The 24,964-nt window shown below is 29.4% G+C and carries 19 protein-coding genes; 4 read left to right on the forward strand and 15 right to left on the reverse strand.

What is annotated here, in order from left to right:
- Positions 1-118: 118 nt before the first annotated feature.
- Together ACSYT2_RS10460 and ACSYT2_RS10465 are read right to left on the reverse strand one after the other, a co-directional pair.
- On the reverse strand, positions 119-2,683 hold the full coding sequence (locus ACSYT2_RS10460) for a LamG-like jellyroll fold domain-containing protein (RefSeq protein WP_438384734.1): 2,565 nt from the start codon (positions 2,681-2,683) through the stop codon (positions 119-121).
- A gap of 186 nt (positions 2,684-2,869) precedes the next feature.
- A complete protein-coding gene (locus ACSYT2_RS10465) occupies positions 2,870-3,247 on the reverse strand; it encodes an HIT family protein (RefSeq protein ID WP_430855162.1) in 378 nt (125 codons plus the stop codon).
- A 545-nt stretch (positions 3,248-3,792) separates the two neighbouring features.
- Here ACSYT2_RS10465 and ACSYT2_RS10470 point away from each other — a divergent pair.
- Positions 3,793-4,494: a hypothetical protein gene (locus ACSYT2_RS10470; RefSeq protein ID WP_438384735.1), complete on the forward strand. Its 702-nt coding sequence runs from the start codon at positions 3,793-3,795 to the stop codon at positions 4,492-4,494.
- Positions 4,495-4,654: 160 nt separating this feature from the next.
- Here ACSYT2_RS10470 and fsa read toward each other — a convergent pair whose 3' ends face one another.
- The 9 genes from fsa to ACSYT2_RS10515 form a co-directional block, all read right to left on the reverse strand.
- Complete coding sequence (gene fsa / locus ACSYT2_RS10475) at positions 4,655-5,299, reverse strand: fructose-6-phosphate aldolase (RefSeq protein ID WP_430855164.1); 645 nt, start codon at positions 5,297-5,299, stop codon at positions 4,655-4,657.
- A 152-nt stretch (positions 5,300-5,451) separates the two neighbouring features.
- Positions 5,452-7,467, reverse strand: a complete 2,016-nt coding sequence (locus ACSYT2_RS10480; protein ID WP_438384736.1) for a methyl-accepting chemotaxis protein — start codon at positions 7,465-7,467, stop codon at positions 5,452-5,454.
- 286 nt (positions 7,468-7,753) lie between these two features.
- Positions 7,754-9,031, reverse strand: coding sequence for an NCS2 family permease (locus ACSYT2_RS10485; protein WP_438384737.1), 1,278 nt, complete (start codon positions 9,029-9,031; stop codon positions 7,754-7,756).
- A 340-nt stretch (positions 9,032-9,371) separates the two neighbouring features.
- Entirely contained in the window at positions 9,372-10,247 is an 876-nt protein-coding gene (locus ACSYT2_RS10490; protein ID WP_438384738.1) for a transposase-like zinc-binding domain-containing protein, read from the reverse strand.
- A 238-nt stretch (positions 10,248-10,485) separates the two neighbouring features.
- Entirely contained in the window at positions 10,486-11,094 is a 609-nt protein-coding gene (locus ACSYT2_RS10495) for a TetR/AcrR family transcriptional regulator (protein WP_438384739.1), read from the reverse strand.
- Positions 11,095-11,246: 152 nt separating this feature from the next.
- On the reverse strand, positions 11,247-13,619 hold the full coding sequence (locus tag ACSYT2_RS10500; RefSeq protein WP_430855169.1) for an ABC transporter permease: 2,373 nt from the start codon (positions 13,617-13,619) through the stop codon (positions 11,247-11,249).
- Positions 13,620-13,623: 4 nt separating this feature from the next.
- The gene (locus ACSYT2_RS10505) at positions 13,624-14,325 is read right to left on the reverse strand and encodes an ABC transporter ATP-binding protein (protein ID WP_438384740.1); all 702 of its coding nucleotides are present in this window, start codon (positions 14,323-14,325) and stop codon (positions 13,624-13,626) included.
- Between the two features lie 14 nt (positions 14,326-14,339).
- On the reverse strand, positions 14,340-14,957 hold the full coding sequence (locus ACSYT2_RS10510; RefSeq protein WP_438384741.1) for a TetR/AcrR family transcriptional regulator: 618 nt from the start codon (positions 14,955-14,957) through the stop codon (positions 14,340-14,342).
- A 279-nt stretch (positions 14,958-15,236) separates the two neighbouring features.
- Positions 15,237-16,325: a hypothetical protein gene (locus ACSYT2_RS10515; RefSeq protein ID WP_438384742.1), complete on the reverse strand. Its 1,089-nt coding sequence runs from the start codon at positions 16,323-16,325 to the stop codon at positions 15,237-15,239.
- A 173-nt stretch (positions 16,326-16,498) separates the two neighbouring features.
- Between ACSYT2_RS10515 and ACSYT2_RS10520 the strand changes: the two genes are divergently transcribed.
- Both ACSYT2_RS10520 and ACSYT2_RS10525 read left to right on the forward strand, forming a co-directional pair.
- Positions 16,499-17,011, forward strand: a complete 513-nt coding sequence (locus tag ACSYT2_RS10520) for a hypothetical protein (RefSeq protein ID WP_430855173.1) — start codon at positions 16,499-16,501, stop codon at positions 17,009-17,011.
- Positions 17,012-17,329: 318 nt separating this feature from the next.
- Positions 17,330-17,833, forward strand: coding sequence for a hypothetical protein (locus ACSYT2_RS10525; protein WP_438384743.1), 504 nt, complete (start codon positions 17,330-17,332; stop codon positions 17,831-17,833).
- A gap of 205 nt (positions 17,834-18,038) precedes the next feature.
- Here ACSYT2_RS10525 and ACSYT2_RS10530 read toward each other — a convergent pair whose 3' ends face one another.
- Genes ACSYT2_RS10530 through ACSYT2_RS10540 form a run of 3 tightly spaced genes read right to left on the reverse strand, consistent with a single transcriptional unit; the run spans position 18,039 to position 21,587 of the window.
- Positions 18,039-19,916: a PTS fructose transporter subunit IIABC gene (locus ACSYT2_RS10530; RefSeq protein WP_430855175.1), complete on the reverse strand. Its 1,878-nt coding sequence runs from the start codon at positions 19,914-19,916 to the stop codon at positions 18,039-18,041.
- A 19-nt stretch (positions 19,917-19,935) separates the two neighbouring features.
- Positions 19,936-20,838 (reverse strand): 1-phosphofructokinase, encoded by a 903-nt coding sequence (gene pfkB / locus ACSYT2_RS10535; RefSeq protein WP_438384744.1) that lies wholly within the window; start codon positions 20,836-20,838, stop codon positions 19,936-19,938.
- Complete coding sequence (locus ACSYT2_RS10540; RefSeq protein ID WP_430855177.1) at positions 20,835-21,587, reverse strand: DeoR/GlpR family DNA-binding transcription regulator; 753 nt, start codon at positions 21,585-21,587, stop codon at positions 20,835-20,837. Before ACSYT2_RS10540 ends, pfkB begins: the two co-directional genes overlap by 4 nt.
- A 374-nt stretch (positions 21,588-21,961) precedes the next feature.
- On the opposite strand from ACSYT2_RS10540, the gene ACSYT2_RS10545 reads away from it, so the two are divergent.
- A complete protein-coding gene (locus ACSYT2_RS10545) occupies positions 21,962-23,110 on the forward strand; it encodes an SEC-C metal-binding domain-containing protein (protein ID WP_438384745.1) in 1,149 nt (382 codons plus the stop codon).
- A gap of 232 nt (positions 23,111-23,342) precedes the next feature.
- On the opposite strand, the gene ACSYT2_RS10550 is transcribed toward ACSYT2_RS10545, so the two are convergent.
- The gene (locus ACSYT2_RS10550) at positions 23,343-24,881 is read right to left on the reverse strand and encodes an AbgT family transporter (RefSeq protein WP_438384746.1); all 1,539 of its coding nucleotides are present in this window, start codon (positions 24,879-24,881) and stop codon (positions 23,343-23,345) included.
- Positions 24,882-24,964 lie beyond the last annotated feature (83 nt).

Here is a 24,964-nt window from a genome sequence, read left to right on the forward strand (position 1 = left end):
ATAATATTAATAAAGATATTTGTAACATATAAAAGACTCTAAGTACTATATTAAAAATCCTACTTAGAGCCCTAAACACAACTTCTTTATCTTCAATTTTGACTATTTCCCCAAAAATTTACATGTAATCTTTTCTCTTTTTCTTTCCAACCACAATTCCACCACCTAATAAACTAATACCCATTAAAGCAACTGGAACTGCACTATTCTTAGTATCTCCTGTTTTCACTTTATTTTTACTGCTAGTAACTTTCACTGAATTATTTTTAGTTCCAGCAGTGTTTAAGCTATTTCCCTTATTCACTAAAGTATTTACTGTATTTGTAGTTCCACCATCAACTATTTTATCAGCTGGTGAAATAGTAAATTCATAACTTAATGCGGTTTCATTCCCTCCCTTATCTATAGCTACATATACTAATTTATAATTTCCTGATGTCATAGGAGTAAATATTGTTTTTTCTACATCTGCTAAATTTCCTTCTGTTTCAAGTACTACTTCATTATTGGAATCTAAAACTGTTGCCTTCATTTTTACTACTGTACTATTATCAGCTGATTGTGCTGATGGTATCTCATATCCTTCCCCAATATTACCTTTCAAACTTGGAGCAGCACTTACTTTAATTTCAGGCTTAGTCTTATCTAAAGATGTTAACTCTCTATTTGCAAGTAATTTAATCTTCTTTGCACTTAGTGGCTCACTATAGATACGTGCTGTAGCCATTGCCCCTACAAAAGGACTTTGAACACTATCATTTGCCCCTGTATCTGCACCAATTACATAATATCTTGATGCTGGATTTGGAGTGGTTATTAAACCTGATCCTGGGATGCTAGCAATCTTTTCTCCATTTAAATATAAGTTTAGCTTTGACCCATCATAGGTAATTGCTGTATGATTCCATTCCCCATATTTTAATACACCATTTGCTCTTGCAATCTTATAGCTTCCAAGATGCGCCCATATTGATAAATCTGCCTTATTGCTATCCTCACTATTTGGATATATCTCAAAGGATATTCCTGCTGATTCAGTATTTCCTAGGAAATTAATTGAGGATGTATTGAATTTATCTACTTTAAAAACTGTCTCCATAGTTAAACCATCATTTGTCTTTGCATATTGCTCAGTTGTCCAATCTGTAAGAAAGGCTTCACTATTTTTTCCTGTGAAGGTAGCTACATTCTTATTAAGGATGTTATCTTCAGTTATATTACTACCATTACTTCCTCTAAAGGTATGCTTTTGAATTGAATTATCTTTAATTTTTCCTCCTTCAAAATCTACATCAAGTAAATCTGCTTTTGGAAGTTCTTCTCTCATATCATCAAAGGTCACTTCACTATCTTCTTTACCTATAGTTTTGAAGGTATTAGAAATATACTTACTACTTACTTTGTTGTAAGCATTAATAGGGTAAAGTCTTACTTCATATTCTGTTCCTGGATTTAAATTATCTGCAACTTGGCTAATAGTTGATGGCATAGGTTGTAAATAATATTCTGACCAAGTCTTAAAGGATCTATCAACCTTACCTGTTTTTTTATTAATAAAATCATAACGATAAGAATGGACAATATCACCAACTGTATTTTCTACTACCTTTGCTTGATCAAAGGTGATTTTAGCTGAATCTTCAGTGATATTACTTACTGATACCTTAGCACTAGCATCAAATACTGGAGGTTCTGTCTTTGCTGCACGCTCATTAGTATATGGTAGCTTTTTAGTTATATCAAAGGTCCAAGTTTGAGGTATCCAGCTTCCTGATAGGAAATCATAATTTTTAATTGTTACCTCACTTCCCTTTGCTTCTATAAGCATACCTTGGGCTATTTGATTTCCATCAGGAGGTATTGAACCGTAAATCATTCCTGTTTCCATTTCCATATAAGATAAGGTTGCAGTATTTACTGCAGTATATCCACCATCTTGCCAAATACTAGTTGGCATATTGTTAGGAGTATGAATATGACCTGAGAACGTTACAGCTTGTGGGTATTTCTTAAATACTTCCTCTAAGCCAGATCCATACCATTCATTAGACACGTAAAAGGTATTTTTAATTGGATGATGAAAAAATATAAATATTGGTTTTGTTGGATCTTCTGCCACTGCAGCATCTAATTGTTTTTTTAACCATGGAACAGCATAAGTATAATTACCTCCACCTTGTGTAAAGCCTTTTCCTGTTGATTCATTTAAAATTCCACTCCCAGGACTTAAGGTAATAAAATGATATCCATTTATAACTTTATTATCATTAGGTTTATTTCCTGTTGCTCCTAAAAATCCTGTTGCTGTGTTTCCTTCATGATTTCCCATTGATGCAACTAATGGAACTCTAAGATTCCAATCTTTAATCTTTTTCCATTCATCATATTCCTTTTGACTTCCTCCGTCAGTTAGATCACCTACCACTGCTACTGTATTAACATTTTTATTGCTATAAAATTGAAATGCATTCTTTAATCTTTCATTTTCTGTTGTTTTTGAAGGGCCTACATGGGTATCTGAAACAACACCAAAGCTTACAGCTTCTTGTTTTGTTTCTCCTACCTCTGCAGTACTTTTTATAGTGTCTGCCTTTACTATCATAGTGCTTGATGTTGTTATGATGCTTGTAGCTGTCAGAAGAAGTGCCATTACCTTTTTCATTGATTTCATTTTTACTCTCATACTTAATTCTCCTTTTATTCAAATTTTATACAAGTAGTCTACCTAGATTATTGTAATTTATCTTTGTAAAGTTTATATTCCTCTTGTGTAAAATGAAAATTAAATATTATTAACATCAAAAAAAGGAGGGTTAGTTATAGTTTTTAAGTTACTATAACTAACTCTCCTTTATAAAGTTCCCATTAATTAGCCATCATAATCTACTAATGCCTTTTTCAGCTTTCTAATTCCTCCTCGTGGATTCTCCACATCACCTTTATATCTAGGAATTAAGTGAACATGAAGATGCATTACCGTTTGCCCACCATCATAACCTACATTTATTCCAACATTATATCCTGTTGGTTTGTATTTCTCATCTACTATTTTTTTAACTTCATGAATTAAGGAATATATCTTTCCCACTTCTTCCTCAGTAGCATCAAAGAAACTTTGAAAATGTCTTTTTGGTATTATGAGAGCATGACCTTCATTTACAGGAAAATGATCAAATATTGCAAAGGCTAAATCATTTTCTGCTATATATTCTTCCTTATCGTAAGTACAAAATAAACAATCTTTCATTTACACTCCTCCATATACAACTATACTTATATGTTATCATATGAAGTTCCTTATTAGTATATCAAATTATTCTTTTCTTAATGTATAGCTGTTTCCCTCACCCTCTGGTGCCTCATTAAAGGCTGTAGATTGACCTGACTTTAATGTATTTACAGCTGTTTCACTTGTATCACCATTATATTTAGATATTAAAAAGAATGATGAAATACCTATAACTAGATATATTAATCCAACTATTACAAATATCTTTCAATCCTTGCTTTTAAATGAAAATTTATTTTAAATATTCGCTAAATATAGCTTTTATTCGGTATTTAAGGAATATCAAAACTTAAATTATTATATTTCTAGACTAAATTGTTAAAATTAAAATAGTCTTACTAATTATCTATAGAGATCAATAAGATATATATAGAATAAGATAGCATTTAAAACCTTTAATTGTTTACACTTCTGAATTATTGTAATTTTTTGGAAGTTGTTCTTTTGTAAAATTTAACCAGCTATGATATTGTATTAATATAGTCAAAGAAGGAGATGTAGAAATGAACAAAACAATATTCACACTTTTATTAACAGCAACAATCTTAGCACCATCTACAGCAATAGTCGCATCACCTGCAACCCTAGAGGATAATTCAAAAGTTTCAACTATTGATAACTCTGTTAAAATTGAAGAAACTATTAAGATATCCTCTACTTGGGTTGATTCTACAACAGGTAAAACTAACATTAAGGTTAATTTTGCCACTGAGGAATATAACTCTGTATTAGTTATCTACGATAACGGTAAAGAGCTTTACAAATCAACAATAATGCAACCTACAAAAGAATTGGATGTTCCTGTTACTCTACCTAGTTATGACAGTCACCAAATAACTGCATACTTAGAAATTGCATCACCTACCTCCACTCCTTATGGAAAAAGTAACACTATAACTTTAGGTTACTTTAATCCTAATACAGATGAAAAAATTGCTTTAAGTTATGTTGAGTTAAATGCAATTGATACAAGTTTTAATGTTATTCTACCAAATGTTAATCAAAATGTTTTTGTTAATGTTTATGATAATGGTCTTTTAATTTATAAAACTAAATTGATTAGATTAACTGATAAAATTCAATTTACAGTACCAATTGAAGGTTCAGGAAGACATGATATTAAGGCTTATGTTGGACTTTACTCTTTTGGAACATATGGTTACACACCATATTTAACTAGCAATGCTGTAACAATATTTAAATAAGTTATTGTATACAATAACTTTAATATATATTTTACCTTTAAACCCTCTTATAAATATAAATAGAGCAGGCACCACTTATATAGTGGTGCCTGCTCTATATTCTTAACTTAATTGAAAACAATTTTTTCAGTATACTTGTCAATCTAATAAGCCTTAACAATTATTTAAATACATTTTTATAGTCACTAATAAACTTCTCAATTCCACTATCTGTTAATGGATGTTTGATCATTTGTAAAATAACCGAATAGGGTACAGTTGCAATATGTGATCCAACTAATGATACCTCCAAAACATGCATTGGATTTCTAATGCTTGCAGAAATAACTTCAGTATCTATTCCATGAATTCCAAATATCTCAACTATCCTTTCTACAAGATCTATTCCTGGAGTTCCAATGTCATCAAGTCTTCCAATGAATGGACTAACATAGTTTGCTCCAGCTCTTGCTGCTAATAAAGCTTGTAGTGGTGAAAATATTAAAGTAACATTTGTCTTAATCCCATCTTCCGCTAGAAGCTTAGTTGCCTTTAATCCCTCTTCACAGATTGGTATCTTTATAACTATATTACTATTTATCTTTGCTAATTCCTTACCCTCTTTATACATCTCCTCACCCTTTAAGCTCATTACTTCAGCGCTTATAGGACCATCTACTATTGAGGAAATTTCATTTATTACCTCTTTAAGATCTCTTCCTTCCTTTGCAATTAAAGATGGATTAGTTGTTACACCACAGATTACCCCTAAGTCATTTGCTTTTCTTATCTCATCTATGTTTGCTGTATCTATAAATAATTTCATTCTTCCTTCTCAACTCCTTACATTTATGGAATATTTACCTACACTATAGTATAGCCTCCTCCTAGATGTCAACCTTTTTTTTTCCATTTTTATTGCAATATAAAAGATAAGACTAGCACCTCTAGTACCAGTCTTATCTCCTACTCATAATATTATTTTATTTTAAAATTATCTAATTCTTCTCTCATTTTATCTGTTAATCCTACTAAAGAAACTGAAGCCTCAGTAACCTCTGTACTTAAGATAGTAACTTCCCCTGTAGCAGATGAAATTTCTTCTGATGATGCCGTTACTTCTTCTGATATAGCTAGTAATTCATCTACTCCTTGTAAAATTTCCCTCTTCTCATCATTAACTACATTAGCCTTTTCTGTAACCTCAGTTATCATAGGCTGAATTTCGTATATTGATTTAGATATATTATCAAAGGATGAAATTGTTTTACTAATTGCTAAGCTTTGACCATTAATATATTCATTCATTATTTTAGACTCTGAAATTAATATATTCACTTCCTCTAAAATAACTGAAATAGCATCATTAATTTCCTTAGTGGAATTGCTACTTTCAGATGCTAACTTTCTTATTTCCTCAGCAACAACACTAAATCCTTTTCCAGCTTCACCTGCTCTTGCAGATTCAATTGCAGCATTTAATGATAGTAAATTTGTCTTTTCCGAAATCTCTTGAATTAGTGCTGTTATATTTGTTATTCCTTCGAATTTCTCACCCATTTTATATATCATATCAATAAACATATCAAACTTTGACATAAGTTCTTCTATTGAATCAGTTACTTTTACCATATCATCATTACTTTCTTTGGCACTTTCATCAATTTTATTAGCCACTTTAGTAATTGAATTTATACAGTTGTACATATTATCTAATAGAGTATTAAATGAATCTAACCTAATAGTTATATTTGATAGATTCTGAGTTTGAGAGGAATTCCCCTCTGCCACATCTTTAATTGAATTTGCTATGTTCTCATTATTAGTATTTAAGGTATCAGAAATAGCATTTAATCCCTTAGAAGATAAATCCACATTATTTGCTATGTCTTTAAGATTTCTAACCATATTGGAAATGCCTATATTAACTTCCTCTATATCTTCTGCTATTTCACCAAACTCATCATTTCTTTTCTTTAAATCTTCATCAACTTCATTACTAAAATTACCTGATGCAATCTCCTTTATAGAATTTTTCACTCTATCAGCTGTTTTTGCAATTTTCTTTAAAAAAATAGATACCAATATAACTGCTACTATTGCCACTATTATTCCCATTATAATTAATAATGTACTAGCTAACTTTATCCCTTCTAAAATTGTACCTTCTTCTACTACTATTCCAATAACCCAGTAGTCCGAAAGTATCCCAGTATGTACGATTAGATTCTCTTTACCATCAAGTTTATATCTTGTAACACCTTGAATATTGTTTATCATATCTTCAGTTGCTTTGCCTAGAGATTCATACTTTTTATCCTCTTTTACAAAATCCGATATTAAAGTTAAGTTTTTAACCATTTCATTATCTGGTGATGCTAGAACCTGGCCTGTTGCTCTATCTAATATAAGAGCGAATCCATTATTACCTATCTCTAGTGAATTAGCTATGTTACTATACTCTAATCCATCTTTTGTACCTATTATTACTCCAATAATCTCTCCATCTATTGTTAAAGGTGCACAATAAGCAACCTCTAATAAACCATCAATAGAAGATATGTATAATTCTGAAGCTGCACGAGTCCCACTTATTGCCATTTCAAAATGTGAAGTTTCTTTTATATTGGTAGTTTTACCATTTGTATCTGTATAATTCCCCTCTTTATCTGCAAATGCTAGTGTCTTAAATGAAGTTCCCTGTAATTTCTCTTTTAATAGCTCAATTATTTCATTAACATCATTACTACCTATAAGTTCTATATATTTTGCTACATCCTCAGAAAATCTTGCATTTTCCCTAATTTCTTTTTCTACTAATAATGCTGTATCCTTTGACACCTGCATTAATAAATTCTCTGATAAATCAATTATCTCCTTTTTCGCCATAAAATAAGAAAAAGTAGTTAATAATATCCCCATCACTATAATTACAGGTATCACCAACGAAAAAATTTTAAATCCTATACTTCTCCTATTCATAATCTTTTTCACTATTTTCCCCACCTTCCTCTTGCTGTGTTTTTTAATTAAATATAATTATATTTAATTATCTATAATATAATATCGTTCATTATATGTAAAACATTACATACATTTTTTAAATTTTCTTAAAAATAATTAAATTAGAATTAATTATTTAAACTTTTATTTAATAAAAAAAGCTAGCATTCACCACTAGCTTTTTTACTTATTTAAAATCTATTAATATTTTTTATAACTGTAATAAATATTTATTTTTCTATCCTAAAACTTATATATATTAACTTCTATCAGAACCTTAAAGTATTAAATAAATTAAAAAAAGAAATGAAATTATATATATAGGAAATGATAGTTCTTCATATTTCCCAGAGAATATCTTACAAATTGGATAAGCTATAAACCCTATGGCAATTCCATTTACTATACTAAATGTAAGTGGTATTAGTATTATTACTAAAAATGATGGGAACAACTCTGAAAAGTCATCAAAATTAAGATCCTTTAAATTTTGTATCATTAAGCACCCAATAATGATTAAAACTGGAGCAATTGCTTCATTAGGTATTAACTTTATAAAAGGAATCATAAATAATGATAGTAAGAACATTATTCCTGTAAATAATGCAGTAAGTCCTGTTCTACCTCCTTGTGTAATTCCTGATGAACCTTCTATAGTTGATACTGATGGACTAGTCCCTAAAAATCCACATGCTATTGCTGACAATGCCACTGAAATTAAGGATTTTTTATTTTTTTCTGGACTTTTAAGCATACTATCTACCTGTCCATGTAATATTCCTATATTCTCAAATAGTAATATCAATGTTAGTGAAAAGGTAGCAATCCAAAAATTCATGTATCTTATTCCACTGAAATCAGCCTTAAAGAATATATTCCTGTAACTTTCAAAGTCGGGAATACTAAAATAGCTATAAGGAAGATCTATAATATTAAATACTACACAAATTATGGTTCCTAGCACTATGCCTAATAAAAATCCTCCAGGTATATTCTTTAGAAACATAAAAAGAGTTATTATTAGTATTAGTAAAAAAGCTAATATTCCTAAATCTGATAAATCTCCAATCCCTACAAAAGTGCTTGGATCTTGAATAACCAATCCACTTTTTTGTAGTCCTAAAAATGCTATAAATAATCCAAGACCAACTGTTATAGAATGTTTTAGGCTTACTGGTATGGCTTTATTTATTATTTCTGCCATAGGTGTTACTGCTATTACAGTAAATAACACCCCCGCAACAACTACAGCCCCTAAAGCCTCATAAAATGATAGTCCTAATGAATTGACCAAAGTGTAAGTAAATAGTGCATTTATCCCCATGCCTGGCATTATAATTAATGGTGTATTACTCAAAAAAGCTGCAAGTAAACATCCTACAAAGGATGCTAAAACAGTAGCTATTATAAGCGGCTCTACTGCAATTCCGCTATCTCCAAGAATACTGGCATTAACTATGATTATATAAACAGCTGCAAAAAATGATGTTAAAGCTGCTATAAATTCTGTCTTTACCGATACTCCATGCTCTTTTAACTTAAATATTTTCTCCATTTATCATCCCTCTTCTATTCCTCCCTATAGTTTACTTCTTGAAGCTTAAAATGTACTCACTTTCATTCTATAATCTATAAGGATTTATCTTTAGTTAATAATATCCTCTGGCACTTTTTATTTCTTACTTTTAACTATCTATTACATATTGTCCCTACACCATAAAGATTTATTCAATATTATATGGTACTTGCCTTTTTTTTAATTGTCCATACCTATTTTATGGTATTTGCATCATATAATATGTATTTTTATCCCTAGATGATTGTTTGCACTAAATGTTGGTAAAAGTAACTCTATATTGTGATAAATTATAAGTTTGAGTCTTTCTCCTCACTATCTATATTGCCTTAATATTACTCAAATCTCTTCCACATATGTATGAATTTTTCCTTGCTAGCTTATATAGTAATGAAAATAAATCATGCTTCTTTTCAACACAAAAAATAGTTATCCAATACATGTAATGTTGCAGATATTTTGTTGCAACTCCATGAAAACTTAGCATAGCTGAATATAGTTCACCAACATATTCCTTTAAAAACTTATCCATAGTATAATCCTCTTTAGTTTTTTCTTTATTATGTTTAATTTCTATAGCCTTTAAGAACCTATCTCCATATGTTCTTAAATATGAGTTTTCATCTATCCTTGAATAAATATTCTCTTCGAAACTTCTTTTATTCCATACATCCTTACTAATTGCTTTAGCCAATACTTGTTCTTTATTGTCCGATGCTACTATAACCCATATAAACTTTTTCTCTTTAAATTGAGCTCCTTTGTCCCCTTTAAAATTTTCTTTTACTAGTAATTTCCCCATTTCTACTGACTCAGCTAATTTAATTGGATCTAACAATGAAGCCAAGGCATATAAAACTTTATGTCTCCAATAAAAAGCAGTAGTTAGATCTATTTTTAACTTTGCTGCTGAATTTCTCAAAGTATCTATTTTTAACATATTTTCAATGAACTTAGCCCACATATAAGGACTTTTCTTTGAATAATACCATGGAGTATTCGTCCTTTTAGAAAATGTTTTATAGCAATCTTTGCACTTATATCTTTGCCCATTCTTGTAATTCCCATATTTAATAATTGATTTACTCTTGCAATGTGGGCAAGTATTAATCTTCTTGCTAATATATAATTCCTTTCCAAGTAAATTCCCTAAAAATTTATTTAAATTATCATAATTTGTATCATTAATTACCATTTTTATCACCTCAGCATAATTCTTGACACATTTCATGACTTATATAACCTTACCAACATTTAGTGCAAACATTCACTCATAATATAATCTCACATTAACCCTCATATAATTTCCAATATCCCACCTATCTCCAACCTTTAAGTCATAAAAATAAGAACCCACCACAAATATGGCAAGTCCTCACACCTATTAGTTTTTATAGCTTTTCATTATTATAGATTTTAATAATTTTACTATTTTAGCCTTCTGCACTATTAGGTGCCCAAAGAAATTTATTTATCATTTCTGCACTTGGAATCTCAAACTCATTTCCTATAGTAATATAGTTAATACATACCCCTTGAATAAAACCCCAAAAAACCTTAGATAAATATAAAGGATCTCCTTGAATTATATCGCCGCACTCCTGTCCCTCTTCAATGATTTTAGATACGCAAAAAACTGGCATATTATTATACTTCTCAACCCTTTTAGAAAAAGTACTACTGATTTGTAACTGTCCCATAAATACAAATTCTTCTGCCAATCCATGATTCCTACTAATTCCACTCATAATTACGCTAGTTAAAATCTCCATTTTCCTCCTAGGTGACAATGGTGTATTGATAACACTTATAAGTGCTTCATTACTAAGATTTGAGGCCCTTTTTACCGCATCATCAATAATCTCTTCTTCACAAGAGTAATACTTTTTTATAGTCCCTACACTAACTCCTATTTCATCTGCTAATTCATCTATTCCTATATGTCTTGCTCCACTTCGTATAATCCAAAGCAAATATTTATCTAATATATGCATTTTAATATTATCTCCCAAAATTCTCATCTCATCCAACAGTAGTTTCACATTCCCACACCCCTATTTTTTACTCTTATCTACTATTTTACCATATAATTCATAAATTTAAATAAATATACATAATTTTATTTATTTTTTAAGCCTTTTAGCATAATAGGTAAAAAAAGAGCTAAAGTTATACTACTTTAGCTCTTCATATTCTATTCTCTATACTCTTTAAGGACTTCTTGAAGGGATATACTATCAATTTTTCTTTTAGCACTTATACTTCCTATATAAAATATTATAAGAATTACAATAAGTCCTACCCCTCCTTGCCATAATGCAAACTCTAAAGGTAATACCATATTAAAACTTTTACTTAAATATCCTACAAACCAATCAATAGTCCATACTGTTAATGGAATACTAATTATATATGAAACTATTGAATACCCTAAATAGCTATTTAAAATCATAGAATTGACTTCCTTTTTACTATATCCCATTACTTTCAAGAGAGAGATATTATAATAATTATCTTCAACTGTAAGTGAAGTTAGTACATATAATATTAAAGCTGATATAAATATAGCTGATCCTAAGATACCTCCAATAGATATATATATGAACCTCTGCATTGATTTTGTTTGATCTAATATATCAGATTTATTAATTACTACAGCATAGTCATCCTTATTAATCTCATTTCCAGAGTATATTCCTGTAAATAAATCTTTGCTCATATTATCAGTTACTATTTCACTTAATTCTTCCCTATTCATATAAATAGTAGCTTCTCCATATTCATCTGACATTCCCTTTACTTCTAAATCATAATCCTTATTATTTATATTTACTGTTATACTGTCTCCAACTTTTGTATCATAAAACATATTAAAGGATTTTGTAATAATAACACCATCTTCAAGTTCTTTTGTAATGTCTTTCTCTTTCTTGTTGTATAGCTTATATAGCTTATTATTTATCTCTAATCCTTGAATAGTAATATTATTATCCTCATATTTACCATTTGGTACAGTAAGAATCTTTTCTTCCCCATCCTTTAGCTGGCTACTTGCCTTGGTTACATCTACTACTGCCTCATACTTATAATCTACCTTATTATATTTATCAGTAGACATCTTACTAAAGAAACCTGGCATCATAAGTCCCATTATTATAAGCATTGACGCAGATACTATTCCTAATAAAAATACAAAAAACTTTCCAGAATTTCTTAATAAAAATGAATACTTAAACTTTGTTGTAGTCTTTGCTTTGCTAAGAATTTTATCTGCCCATTTAGTTAATCTATTTACCTTACCTTCATCCCCTACTTTTAGTAAATCTAACGGTTTCTTCTTTAGCATCTTACTTATTATAAAGTAAGAGCAGCCTATAAAGAATGTTAATGGTAACAATACAGCAACCAATATTATTGAATATGATATGCTCATTGGTTCCTTAGGCAATAAATAGAATACTAAATATAACTCTTTTAATGGTTCTCCTGCAAATAGTCCTGATATACAACCTATAACAAGCATTGGTAAGGCTATTAATGTAATTAATATTATATATGGCCTTCCTATTTCTTTACTTGAATATCCTATTGCTTTTAATACTCCAATCTGAGCCTTTTCCCCTTGAAGTATTTTATATACTATTAAAACTACCATTAATAATGCTATTCCAGCTATCATTAAACTCATTCCTGCTGTCATAGCCTTACCTGATCTAACATCTTCAAGGATAGCACCACTTCTCATATTTCCTGTAGTTGGTGATACAGAAGTTATAAAATTAAGTTCTTCTTTATCTACCAAAGTTTTTGATATATTTTCAGTAAAGGCTTTTTTATCAAATGAACCTTCATAAATGCCACCAAATCTAAATTCTTCTTTTCCTTTTAAGCTGTCAAATTCCTCATCTGAAAGTAAAGCAACATTTAATGAAGAACTATCAAGGATAAAATCAGTTCCAAACATAGGTAATGTATAATCAGGAAATAATACTAAACCAACTATCCTATACTCAATATTATTTATTGGAATATTATCTCCTAATTCTAAATTACGTCCTTCTGCAAAGGCTCTAGGTACTGCAATCTCCCTATTATTACTTGGTTTTCTTCCCTCTTCAATCTTAGATAGATTAATCTTCTCATTATCCTTTAAAACTCGTAGCTTACAGGAATCTCCCTTATAATTGAAGCTTATATCCTTACTTTCTCTAAGTTCTAATGAATATGATGAATACTCCTTCTCAAAGGCTTCTTTTCTATTTTCTACTATCTTATTATAGATTGTAGTATCTATAGCTTTAATATCTCCTAAAGTTAGCATAGGATTAATGCTTGGATTATCCTTTGCTAGAGTCATATACTCTTCCTTAGTTAAACTATTCAGCATATCTACAGAAAAATCTTCTTGAACATATTCACTAAAATAACTTTCGATGGTTTTTTCTAGTGAATTAGTTGCATTAAACATTGCTGCATATATAAAGGAACTTAAAAATATAATTATCCCTACTGCTGAAAGCTGAAACTTTTTCTTCTTAAATAGCTTACAGGCATTTTTAAATAACATCCTTCTACCCCCAAATTATATCTGATGCTTTTTGCTTTTCTTTATTTTCAACTATGTCCTTAATTTTTCCTGAATTCATTTTAACAACTCTATCTGCCATTAATCCTATTCCTTGATTATGAGTAATAACTACTATAGTTGTCGTAAACTCCTCATTCATTTTTTGAAGTAAATTTAGTACATCCCTTGCTGTATCTTCATCTAAGGCACCTGTTGGTTCGTCACAAAATAAAATCTCTGGATTCTTTACTATACTTCTTGCTATGGATACTCTTTGTTGCTGACCACCAGATAATTGAGATGGATACTTGTCCTTATGCTCAGTTAATCCAACCTTCTCTATTATTTCATCTATATTAATTGGATTGCTACTTATATTAGCCCCCATATCTATATTTTCTCTAACTGTTAGATTTTGAAGTAAATTATATTGTTGAAATATAAATCCTAAATATTTTCTTCTAAATAAAGTTAATTCTTCACTTTTATAATTACTAATTAATTCATCATTAAAATATATTTCTCCACTGGTAGGGGTATCAAGACCACTTATAACATTTAACATGGTACTTTTACCACTTCCACTTGGCCCTAATATAACCATAAACTCTCCCTTTTTAATTTCTAAGGAAACATTTTTTAATGCATAAGTTTCTACATCCCCACTTTTATATATTTTACTAACACTATTCAATCTAATTGACATTAATAATTCCCTCCTTACTTATATACGCTATCTTTTATTATTGACATGTAGCTATTTAGCTCATCAGCTATCTTATCATAATTCTTTAATATAAGATTTACATCCCCACCATACTGCCTTTCAAGAACTTCTGTATAACCATAGCTTATCAATGTTAATGTAGTAAAAATCTTCTTTATATCTACACCTTCTTTAAATTTACTATAATCAATCCCCTTTGTAGTAAGCTCTAATCCTAATTGTTCATAATAACTATATCTCTCCTTAAGTTCCTCCTCGAACTCATCAGCATGGGTAGTGCAACATTGTATAATTACAGCAGTCTCCATCGGATACTTATTAGCTATATCCAATTTTATTTTTTGTCCCTCTAAAATTCTTTCAAACAAGTCACTAGATAAATTATCCATAGCTCCCACCATGGCTACCTCTACAACATCTAATGATCTTTTAACTATATAAATGTATAAGTTTCTTTTATTCCCAAAATACTTAAATAAAGCCCCTTTTGATATACCACTTTCTTTTACTATATTATTTGTAGATGCATTCTTATATCCTTCTTTTGTAAACTCGTCTATAGCAGCCTTAAATATTCGCTCTTCTTTATCCTTTGGTATATTTATATTCAAAACATATCACCCTCCCCTTATGACCACTTGGTCATACATAGTATATCAACTCGTGACCATCTAGTCAACCATTTATTTCTAAATATGTTCTTAAATCGGAAATAGTTATAATATTAAATCTTTTTATAAAATGTCGACTTAATATTATAACTATGTTACAATAATAAGTGAAATATACAATTTAAGACACAAGAACTAAATTATTTATATTTTTACATAGAAAAAAGCTACTAGTTGTTATAACTTGTAGCTCTTTTTCTTATAAAAATTAATATTCTTTTATTCTATAAACTTTTTTATGCTTTCTTTCATGATTTCTTTTAAAGCATCTAATTCATATCCCGCTAAAACTCTTTTCTTATCTTTTCTGTAAGCCCCAACACTAATTGTTACCTTCTCATCTTTACATTTCATTAAAAATCCTACTTCATTTTCAATAATAAAATTATTATCCCTTACTTCTATAGGAGTTGGGTCAAAAATGTATGTACCTTCTTTACTTAAAATTCTAAAGAATTTATTTTTCTCTCTTAAATATCTTTCAAAATCCATAGTTACTAATATATTTTCCTCATTAACTCTTGCAAATGGAATATATAAATAATTTTTCCCTTTAATAAACCTTACAATATGATCTTTTAGCTTGTACCCTTTTTCTGCTGAATCTACAACATTTCCCTGCTCATCTACAAGTATTAATATATCTTCTATATCACCTTGCCAGCTAAAATAACTATTCTCCCAGTTTAGTATCTGTAGTAGTAAATTGCTAAAATCTATTTGTCTATACTCTATTTGAAATATACTATTCTTACCCATAGAGGTTTCAAACTCTATCCTTCTATACTTTTCTCCATCTGATATATTACTTGTTTTACCTAGACTATTAATAAAATCTAGTAGCTTGTCTCCAAAACTCGTAGTAAGTATTAATTTAAATGTTACCTTATCATAACTAATTACCTTTCCACCCAATTCCTCTACCTTATCAAAATATTCTTTTGCACAACTTAAATCCTTAATAAAATACTTGTTTTCTTTATATCGCTTTCTAATAAAATGCTTATTTGTATACTCTTCCATCTTTTCTTCATTAATTCTCATAGTATCTAAATATTTTATAGAAACTATTAAAGGAATAGCTACAGAATATTTTTCTTCTAAAACCTCTTCTACTTTTTTAATATATCTATTTTCTTCTTTAATTACTTCAGCAAATCTCCCATTTAGTTGATTTATCTCTTCTTCAATACTTAGTTCTTCTTCAGAAATTGTTTTTTCTCCGCACTTCCATATTCCAAGAAGTTTATTATTATTAAAAACATAACCTATACCATATGTTATTAACATGTCATCCCTTATTCCCATAAGTTCCTCCTTAGATAAAACCTATATGCCTTCTCTTGAATCTTTTAATGAAATTATAATTCTTTTTAGCCTATACTTATACAGGTAATTTATTGAATTATTCCAAATATTCTTTACTTTTCTAATAACTTACTGTAAACTTGTTTAAGAGTCTTTTAAAAGGGGGATGGCCAATGGATTGGTCTAGCATTTCTATAGGGATAATATTACTTATATTAACTTTTATGTTATCAATCATATCAATCTTTTACTTTAATAAACGAAGCACTAATTCCTTTACTAAAAAAGCAGATTTAAGAGCAACTATATATTGTCAGCAATACTTTATCTCAAGAATATCGCTTTTGCTTATTATCTCTTTATTTATTCTAGATTTAATTATTGCAAGAAGTAGTCTCTTATTTATCTATCCTTTAGTATTTGTATGTTTTATTATTTTTTCACGTATATATTCTAATATATTCTTCTATAGTGATTTTATTTTGATCCAGAATAGAAGGACTTACTATGATGATATAAATTTAATTGAATTCAAGTTACACGAAAAAGAAGAGATATTTATTCTTAATATACATCTTGATAAGGAAGACTGTATTTATAAAATCAATGCTTCTCAAAAAGATAATATAATAGATTATCTTTCTATAAAAATTCCAAATAGAATATTACTTAGATTAACTAATTAAAAATAAGGGCTCTATACTTCTTAATAGATAACCCTTATTTTTATTCTTTACTATTGAATCTCACCATATCTACAACAATAAGTAATCCAGATAATAAAAATCTATAATTTTCATGGTAAATATTTAAATAGTACTTATCCTTCCTATTATAATATCCTTAGTTTTAATGGTATAGTTCTTAATTCTCCTCTACTTTCATCATAAATAATATACTTATGACTCTAGTTTCTAAATTTTCCTTTTATCTTTTGCTATATATTACCATTTCGTGATATTATATATTATATTGCCTAATTTAAATATAAGGAGATTTTAAGAATGAATTCAATGTTAATTAAAATATTACTCTACTTATTGTTTATAATATCTGCTCTTGCATTTATTATTTTTCCATACAAAAGACATATTTTTAATAATAAAAAGAATTTACTTTATAAGGGCTTTTCTTATAATTTATCAATATATTTTTTTGCTATAATAACTATTCTTTATCCTATAATAAGCATATTTGAATATATAAATACTAATGACTTTTTAAGTATAGTCCCAAATTTTATGTCAGCATATATAGTACTATCCTTAGGTATGCTTCAAGTTAATATTTATTACTTTAATGACCATATCTATATTAGTAATGAGGTTATAAAATACAAAGATATCTATTCTATAGATTTTAAAGAAGATAAAAATAAGAAAAAATACTCTATGAGTATTAAAGTTAAAGCTGGAACCTTTACTCATAAAATTAAAGCATCAGATAAAGATGCTATTACTAATATATTATGTTCCATTCTTCCAGATAAAGTATCTTTTTCTAAATAAATAATAGAGATTTCTAATAACAACATACTATATAAATTTACTTATCTTTTTGCTAAAGATTATATAAATATGATGATATAATATAAAAACCATCTAGGATTAATTGAATGGAGCTTGGCATTTTGATGAAATACTGCCTGAAATCAAACTAGTCCAAGCGGAATCAATTCGTCCTAGATGGTTTTAGTTTACATCACATTTATATTTATTCTGTTACTTTCTTTTTTAATATTGCAAGTAATATCATTCCAACTAATGATCCAACTAATAATGATATAAAGTATCCACCTGGATTGCTTATAACAGGTAATACGAATATACCACCATGTGGGGCACGTAATTGACAACCAAAGAACATTGATAATCCACCAGCTATAGCTGAACCTACAACACAGGAAGGTAATACTCTCAATGGATCTGCTGCCGCAAATGGAATTGCTCCTTCTGTTATAAAGGATAATCCCATTATGTAGTTAGTTAATCCTGATTGTCTTTCTCTAGCCGTAAATCTATTCTTAAAGAATGTTGAGCATAATGCTATTGAAAGTGGTGGAACCATGCCACCTATCATAACAGCTGCCATAATATCAAAGTTTCCACTAGCTAATGATGCAGTACCAAATACATAAGCTGCCTTATTAACTGGACCACCCATATCTACTGCCATCATTCCACCTAAAACTATACCTAAAATAACTTTACTACTTGCTCCCATGCTATTTAATAAGTTAGTTAAACCATTATTTGCTGCTGAAACTGGAGGGTTAACTACAAATACTATTATTGCACCAATTAGTAATATACCAAAGAAGGGATAAAGTAATACTGGCTTTAAGCCTTCTAAGCTTTGTGGTAATTTATCAAATACTTTCTTTAATCCTAATACTAAGTAACCTGCTATAAAACCAGCAAGTAAGGCACCTAAAAATCCTGAACCACCTTCATTTGCAAGCATACCACCTACAAATCCTACTGCAAGTGCTGGTCTATCACCTATTGACATTGCAATGTATCCAGCAAGGATAGGTAACATAAATCCAAAGGCAGTACCACCAACAGTCTTTAAGAAGGCTGCAAATGGTGTATTCATACCAAAGTTTGAAGGATCTATACTATAGTCATCAAATAAAAATGCTAAAGCTATTAAAATCCCTCCACCTATTACGAAAGGTAACATATGGGATACACCATTCATAAGATGTTTATATATTTGACGTCCTAATCCCTCTTGCTCTACCTCTTCATTTGATGAAGAATCTGAAGAACTAGCATGATATATTGGAGCATTTCCACTAACTGCTTCATTTATTAACTCTTCAGCCTTATGTATTCCATTAGCAACCTTTGTTTGAATAACTCTCTTTCCATCAAATCTATCCATTTGAACTTTTTTATCTGCTGCTACTATTATACAATCTGCATTTTCTATTTCTTCTTTAGTTAAAACATTCTTAGCTCCTGCTGAACCATTTGTCTCAACTTTTATTGTAATTCCCATATCTTTCGCCTTATTTTCTAAGCTTTCAGCTGCCATAAAAGTATGAGCAATTCCTGTTGGGCAAGCTGTTACAGCTAAAACTCTATATCCTTTATTATCTTCAACCTTTTCTTCTACTCTTTCAAATTTTTCTCTTTCCTTATCATCTATAAGCTTTAAGTATTCTTCCTTACTTGTAGCATTTATAAGCTCTTCTCTAAAGCTTTCATCCATTAATATAGTTGATAATCTAGCTAAAACTTCAAGATGAAGATTACTTGCCTCCTCTGGAGCTGCTATCATAAAGAATAGCTTTGCTGGTGCTCCATCTAAGGAGTCATAATCTACTCCATCTTTGACTACCATTGAGCTTAATCCAGCTTTCTTAACTCCGCTAGACTTTGCATGAGGAATAGCAATACCCTCACCTATACCTGTTGTACTTAGCTCTTCTCTAGCTAAAACACCTTTCTTATACTCTTCCTTATTTTCTAAATTTCCTGTGTTACTCATTAAATCCACAAGTTTATCTATAGCTTCAGTTTTTGATGCTATTTTTACATCTAACTCTATTCCCTCTTTTTTTAGTAAATCGGTAATTCGCATATTAAACCCTCCTTTATAATTACAATTCTTTTAGTAATTTAAAAACTTCATCTTTTGTTGCTAAGCCTTCAGAAAATGCACTAGCACTACCAGTTGCTACTCCCATTTTAAAGGCTTCCTTTAAATCCTTATTATTTAAATATCCTGCTATAAAACCAGCTACCATTGAGTCTCCAGCTCCTACAGAGTTTTTAACCTTTCCCTTTGGCACTCCACTTTTAACTGCTTCTCCAGATTCAGTTATAAGAATTGCTCCATCTCCAGCCATTGAAATCAATACATTTCTTGCTCCTTGCTCCTGTAGCTTTCTAGCATAATATATTATTTCTTCATCACTCTTAAGGTCTACATTAAAGATTTCTCCTAGCTCATGATTATTAGGTTTTATTAAAAATGGCTTATACTTTAATACATTTACTAATAAATCCTTTGTCGCATCTACCACTATTTTTATATCTTTATCTTCTAATCTAGCCATAATTTTTTCATAAATATCCTCTGGTAAAGAACTTGGAATACTACCTGCTAAAACTAATATATCTCCTGTAGATAAGGCATCAAGCTTTGAATATAGAGCATTTAAAGATTCCTTATCTATACTTGGGCCTCCACCATTTATTTCGCTTTCCTCATCAGATTTTAGCTTTACATTTATTCTTGATAATCCATCTTGTAGTTTTATAAAGTCAGTATTACATCCAAATTCTTTTGATCTTCTTTCTATTTCTTCTCCAGTAAAGCCTGCAATAAAGCCTAATGCATTACTATCTAGTCCAAGATTCTTAAGGACTATTGAAACATTTATCCCTTTCCCTCCTGGATACATATCTTCCTGATTAGTTCTATTAACTCTACCTAATGTGAATGAATCAACCTTTATTACATAATCCAAAGAAGGATTAAAAGTTACTGTATATATCACCTTGCATCGACCTCCCTTATCTCTGTATAAGTACTATATTTATCTTCATCTAATAATGTAGTAATTATCACTGCCTTATTAATATCTCCAAAAGTTACTGAAGATATCTTATTAAATTTAGAAGAATCAGCTAAAACATATCCAATTTTACTTCTATTTAATGCTTCTTCTTTAACTAAAGCTTCTTTTACATCTGGTGTACTATATCCTGATTTAAGACTTACTCCATTTGTTCCAAAGAAACCTTTTGTAAAGTTATATTTTCTAAGACTATTTATTGCCTCTACTCCAATAATTGCCTCAGTTGATAACTTAAGCTCTCCTCCCAGAATATAAGCTTTACATTCCTTTTGAATAAGCTTCTTCCCATGGGCTATTCCATTAGTTACAAAAGTAGCTTTTTTTTCGGTAATATAATCAATCATTAATTCAGTTGTTGTTCCTGCATCAATATAAACAAAGTCATTTTCTTCAATTAAACTAGCTGCATATCTTGCAATTCTTTCTTTATCCTCTACATTAAGATCATGTTTTACAGCTACATTCTCTTCTTCTGTAGTATAGTTATTATCAATAGCTGTAGCTCCACCATGTACCTTGTTAATTTTCCCCATATTGCTTAAGGCATTTAAATCTCTTCTTATAGTAGATTCTGAAGTATTTAATAGCTGTACTAATTCTCCAACAGTAACAGCTTGCTTTTCTTTAATTTCATCTAAAATAATCTTAAATCTTTCTTCCGTTAACATTTACATCACTTCCTTGCTTTTATTCTACTATCAATTTCAATCAAAATCAATCATTTTCAATCAAAATATTTCACTTTCCTTCACACACTTCAATTTCAAAATAATCATTGTAACTACTTCTATTTTTTCTATAAACCTTAGTAGATTTCACCTGTAAATCATGAAATTTACTTAATCCATTCCTTATTGTTACCCATATTTCCTCTTTCTATATATTACATGATTTCATCTCCAACTCTTGACTTTTACATCAAAAAATTAGATACTAGAAAGGTGATTATTTAAAAGAATTTTTAGGGTGCTACATATATAGCACCTTTCTATATGCAAAAATTTCACTAATATTTATTTAAATACCGCAAAGGAGATTTTTAATGCAAGATAATAAATACTATTATGACGAACAAATAAAGAACTACTTTTATGAAAAACATATACAAAGCTTTAATAAATCAAAGGAAGACCTAAAAGATACTAGCCTTAGCACGCTTTTAGCTTTACTAACTAAACAAGGCTTAACTGATATTGCTAAAAGATTAGATATAAAGGGTTATTCAAAACTTGGAAAAGATCCTCTTATAGCTTTAGTTGCAGAAAATATTAATAATGACCTTACTTCTCTCCTTGAGGATTTATCATATAAAGAATTGGTTTTATTAAAAGATCTTTCAAAAGAAGAATATAATAAATATACATTTAATATTGAAGAATTAACTGCAATTGGTGGTCTTTCTTCCCTTGGACTATTATATAAAATATCTATTAAAGATAGATTATATTTAGTTGTTCCTGAAAATATAAAGGAAGCTGTTCTTAAACTATCTAAAGGAAGAAAATATATATCTGACCTTAAGGAACGTTCAAAGGGACTTAATTATATAGATGGATTAATGACTCACTACGGAATGCTTCTAGGTGGAGATTTATATCAACTAATTATATCTCCTGATAAAAAGGAGTTTAAGAAGGAAGATTTAGATTTTTATATAAACTATATTTTTAGAAGCTATGAAGCTTTTACTGAAGTTAACTCACTTGTTCATCCTTATCTATTCTCACCAGAGGATATATTTGAGGAATTAAGAGTACGTCAAACAATTCCTTATGATTATGATAATAGTGAATATTACATTGCTTTAGGTGAAGACTTCAAATCCTCTTGGGGTAAAGAAGTTGCTGAGTTAAAAAAGGTTCTTTTAAGAAATAAATTAAAAAAAGATAATGCTGATTTACTAATTACTGAGCTTATCTTCTATATCAAAAATGATTTAGGTACTCAATCAATAATAGATTTATTAAATGAAAGAGGCTTAAACTTCGAAGATGAAAAAGAGGCTAAGGAATTAATCGATGCTCTTGCTAATGTCTATAATAATACAGCCATGTGGACTTTAAAAGGATTAACTCCTAAGGAATTATCTGAAAGAAGAACAACTGTTGTAAAGAAAGACAAGGAACCAGGCAGAAATGATCAATGCCCATGTGGTAGCGGTAAAAAGTATAAAAAGTGCTGTGGTAAGTAATAGCTTTAAATAGTAAAATTAAAGCCATAGAATAATTGGAGTCTATACTTCAATTATTCTATGGCTTTTTTTCTTTAATCATTCTTTTTCTCTCTTAAATAACTCAATTTATTTATATTACTTACCTTTATAGATAAAAATAATGACCCTCATAATTTTATTAACCTACATCAAAGTAGTTCTTAAAACTATGAAAGTCATTATTTTATTAACTTCTATCTAATTCTTTTAATTATACTCCTAATGGAATACCAAAGGTAAAGAATCCGATTAGTAATATTGTCCATGTTATTAAGAATGCAATTGAGTATGGGAACATTAACTTAATCATATCTCCTAATGTATATTCAGGCTTGTACTTCTTCATGAATACAAGAATTATACCTGCATATGACATTAATGGTGATATTGTATTAGTTGATGAATCTGCAATTCTATATGCTGCAGAAACCATATCAGGTGTTAAAGTATTATTTACTTGATATAACATTGAGATAAATATTGGTCCAAGTAACATCCACTTTGAAGTTAATCCACCAACAAATAAGTTAATTATTGCTGTTACTATTATAAATCCTATTAATAATAGTATTGGATAATCTGAAATTCCCATAGCTTGTAACCCTGAGGCACCTAAATAAGTTATATAAGTACCTATATTTGAGTAACTTAATAATGCTAAGAAGTTGTATGAGAAGAACGTTAATACTAAAATATAACCCATTCCACTCATTTGCTTTGACATAGCATTAACTACGTCCATAGCACAATTGAATTTTTTTGTCTTCATACCATAGAATAATCCTGGTACAAAGAATGCAAATGTTATAATAAGTATTATGTTATCCATTAATGGATTAACACTTGCACCCTTATCATTTACATAAGGTGCTAATGGTCCAAATCCTAATATAGCTATTATTGCTAAAGCAATAACTAATCCTAGTCCTGACCATTTTAATGCTTTGTTCTCATCTTCTTTAACTGTAAAGTCCCCTAAGTCCATACCTTCTGGTACAACATAGCTTTCTTTTTCTAACTTTGGTTTTACAAACTTAGCTGTTACAAGGTAACCTACAATTGCAAGTAAAAACGTTGATGCAACAATAAATATATAATGCATTGTTGCAGGATTTATTGCTTTTCCTGCTGCTGTTACAAATGGAACACCTTGTCCCTCTGCAAATATCTTTGCATTGTTACCAACAATAACATCAATTGGCGTACCTGGTATTAAGTTAGCACTGAATCCAGCTGATACTCCAGCAAAAGCTGCTGCCATACCTATTAATGGATTCTTTTTTAATCCTAAATATAATAAACCTGCTAATGGTACAAGTATTATATATCCTGCATCAGTAGCAATACTACTCATAATACCTAAAAATACTAAAACTACCGGTAAAAACTTATCTGAAACCTTTAATCCTATTTTCTTAATTAAAGTTGTTAATAGTCCTGATTCTTCTGCAAGGCCTACACCCAGCATTACTATTAATATTGTTCCTAAAACTCCACCGCCATATGCTAACCAGTTATTTAATAATGCATTGTTAAATATCCATCTGAAGTTTTCCGCTGCAAACATATTCTTTATTTCATATGAAATAGTTCCCCCATCTGCTCCTAATGTTTCAAACTTCATTCCACCCATAAATATAGTTGCAATCATTGTAATTGCAAATAAAAATATAAATATGATTACTGGATCTGGTATTTTCTTTCCTACTCTTTCGATGAAGGACATTTTCTTTTCGTCCTTTTTACCCATCAAAAATCCCCCTTTTCATTTGTTTTATAGCTATACTATTTTTTTGTTTAATCAATTATAACATTTTTAAAGAAATATTCAAC

The organism is Clostridium zhoujianii (assembly GCF_051590805.1).
Classification (GTDB): Bacteria; Bacillota; Clostridia; order Clostridiales; family Clostridiaceae; genus Clostridium.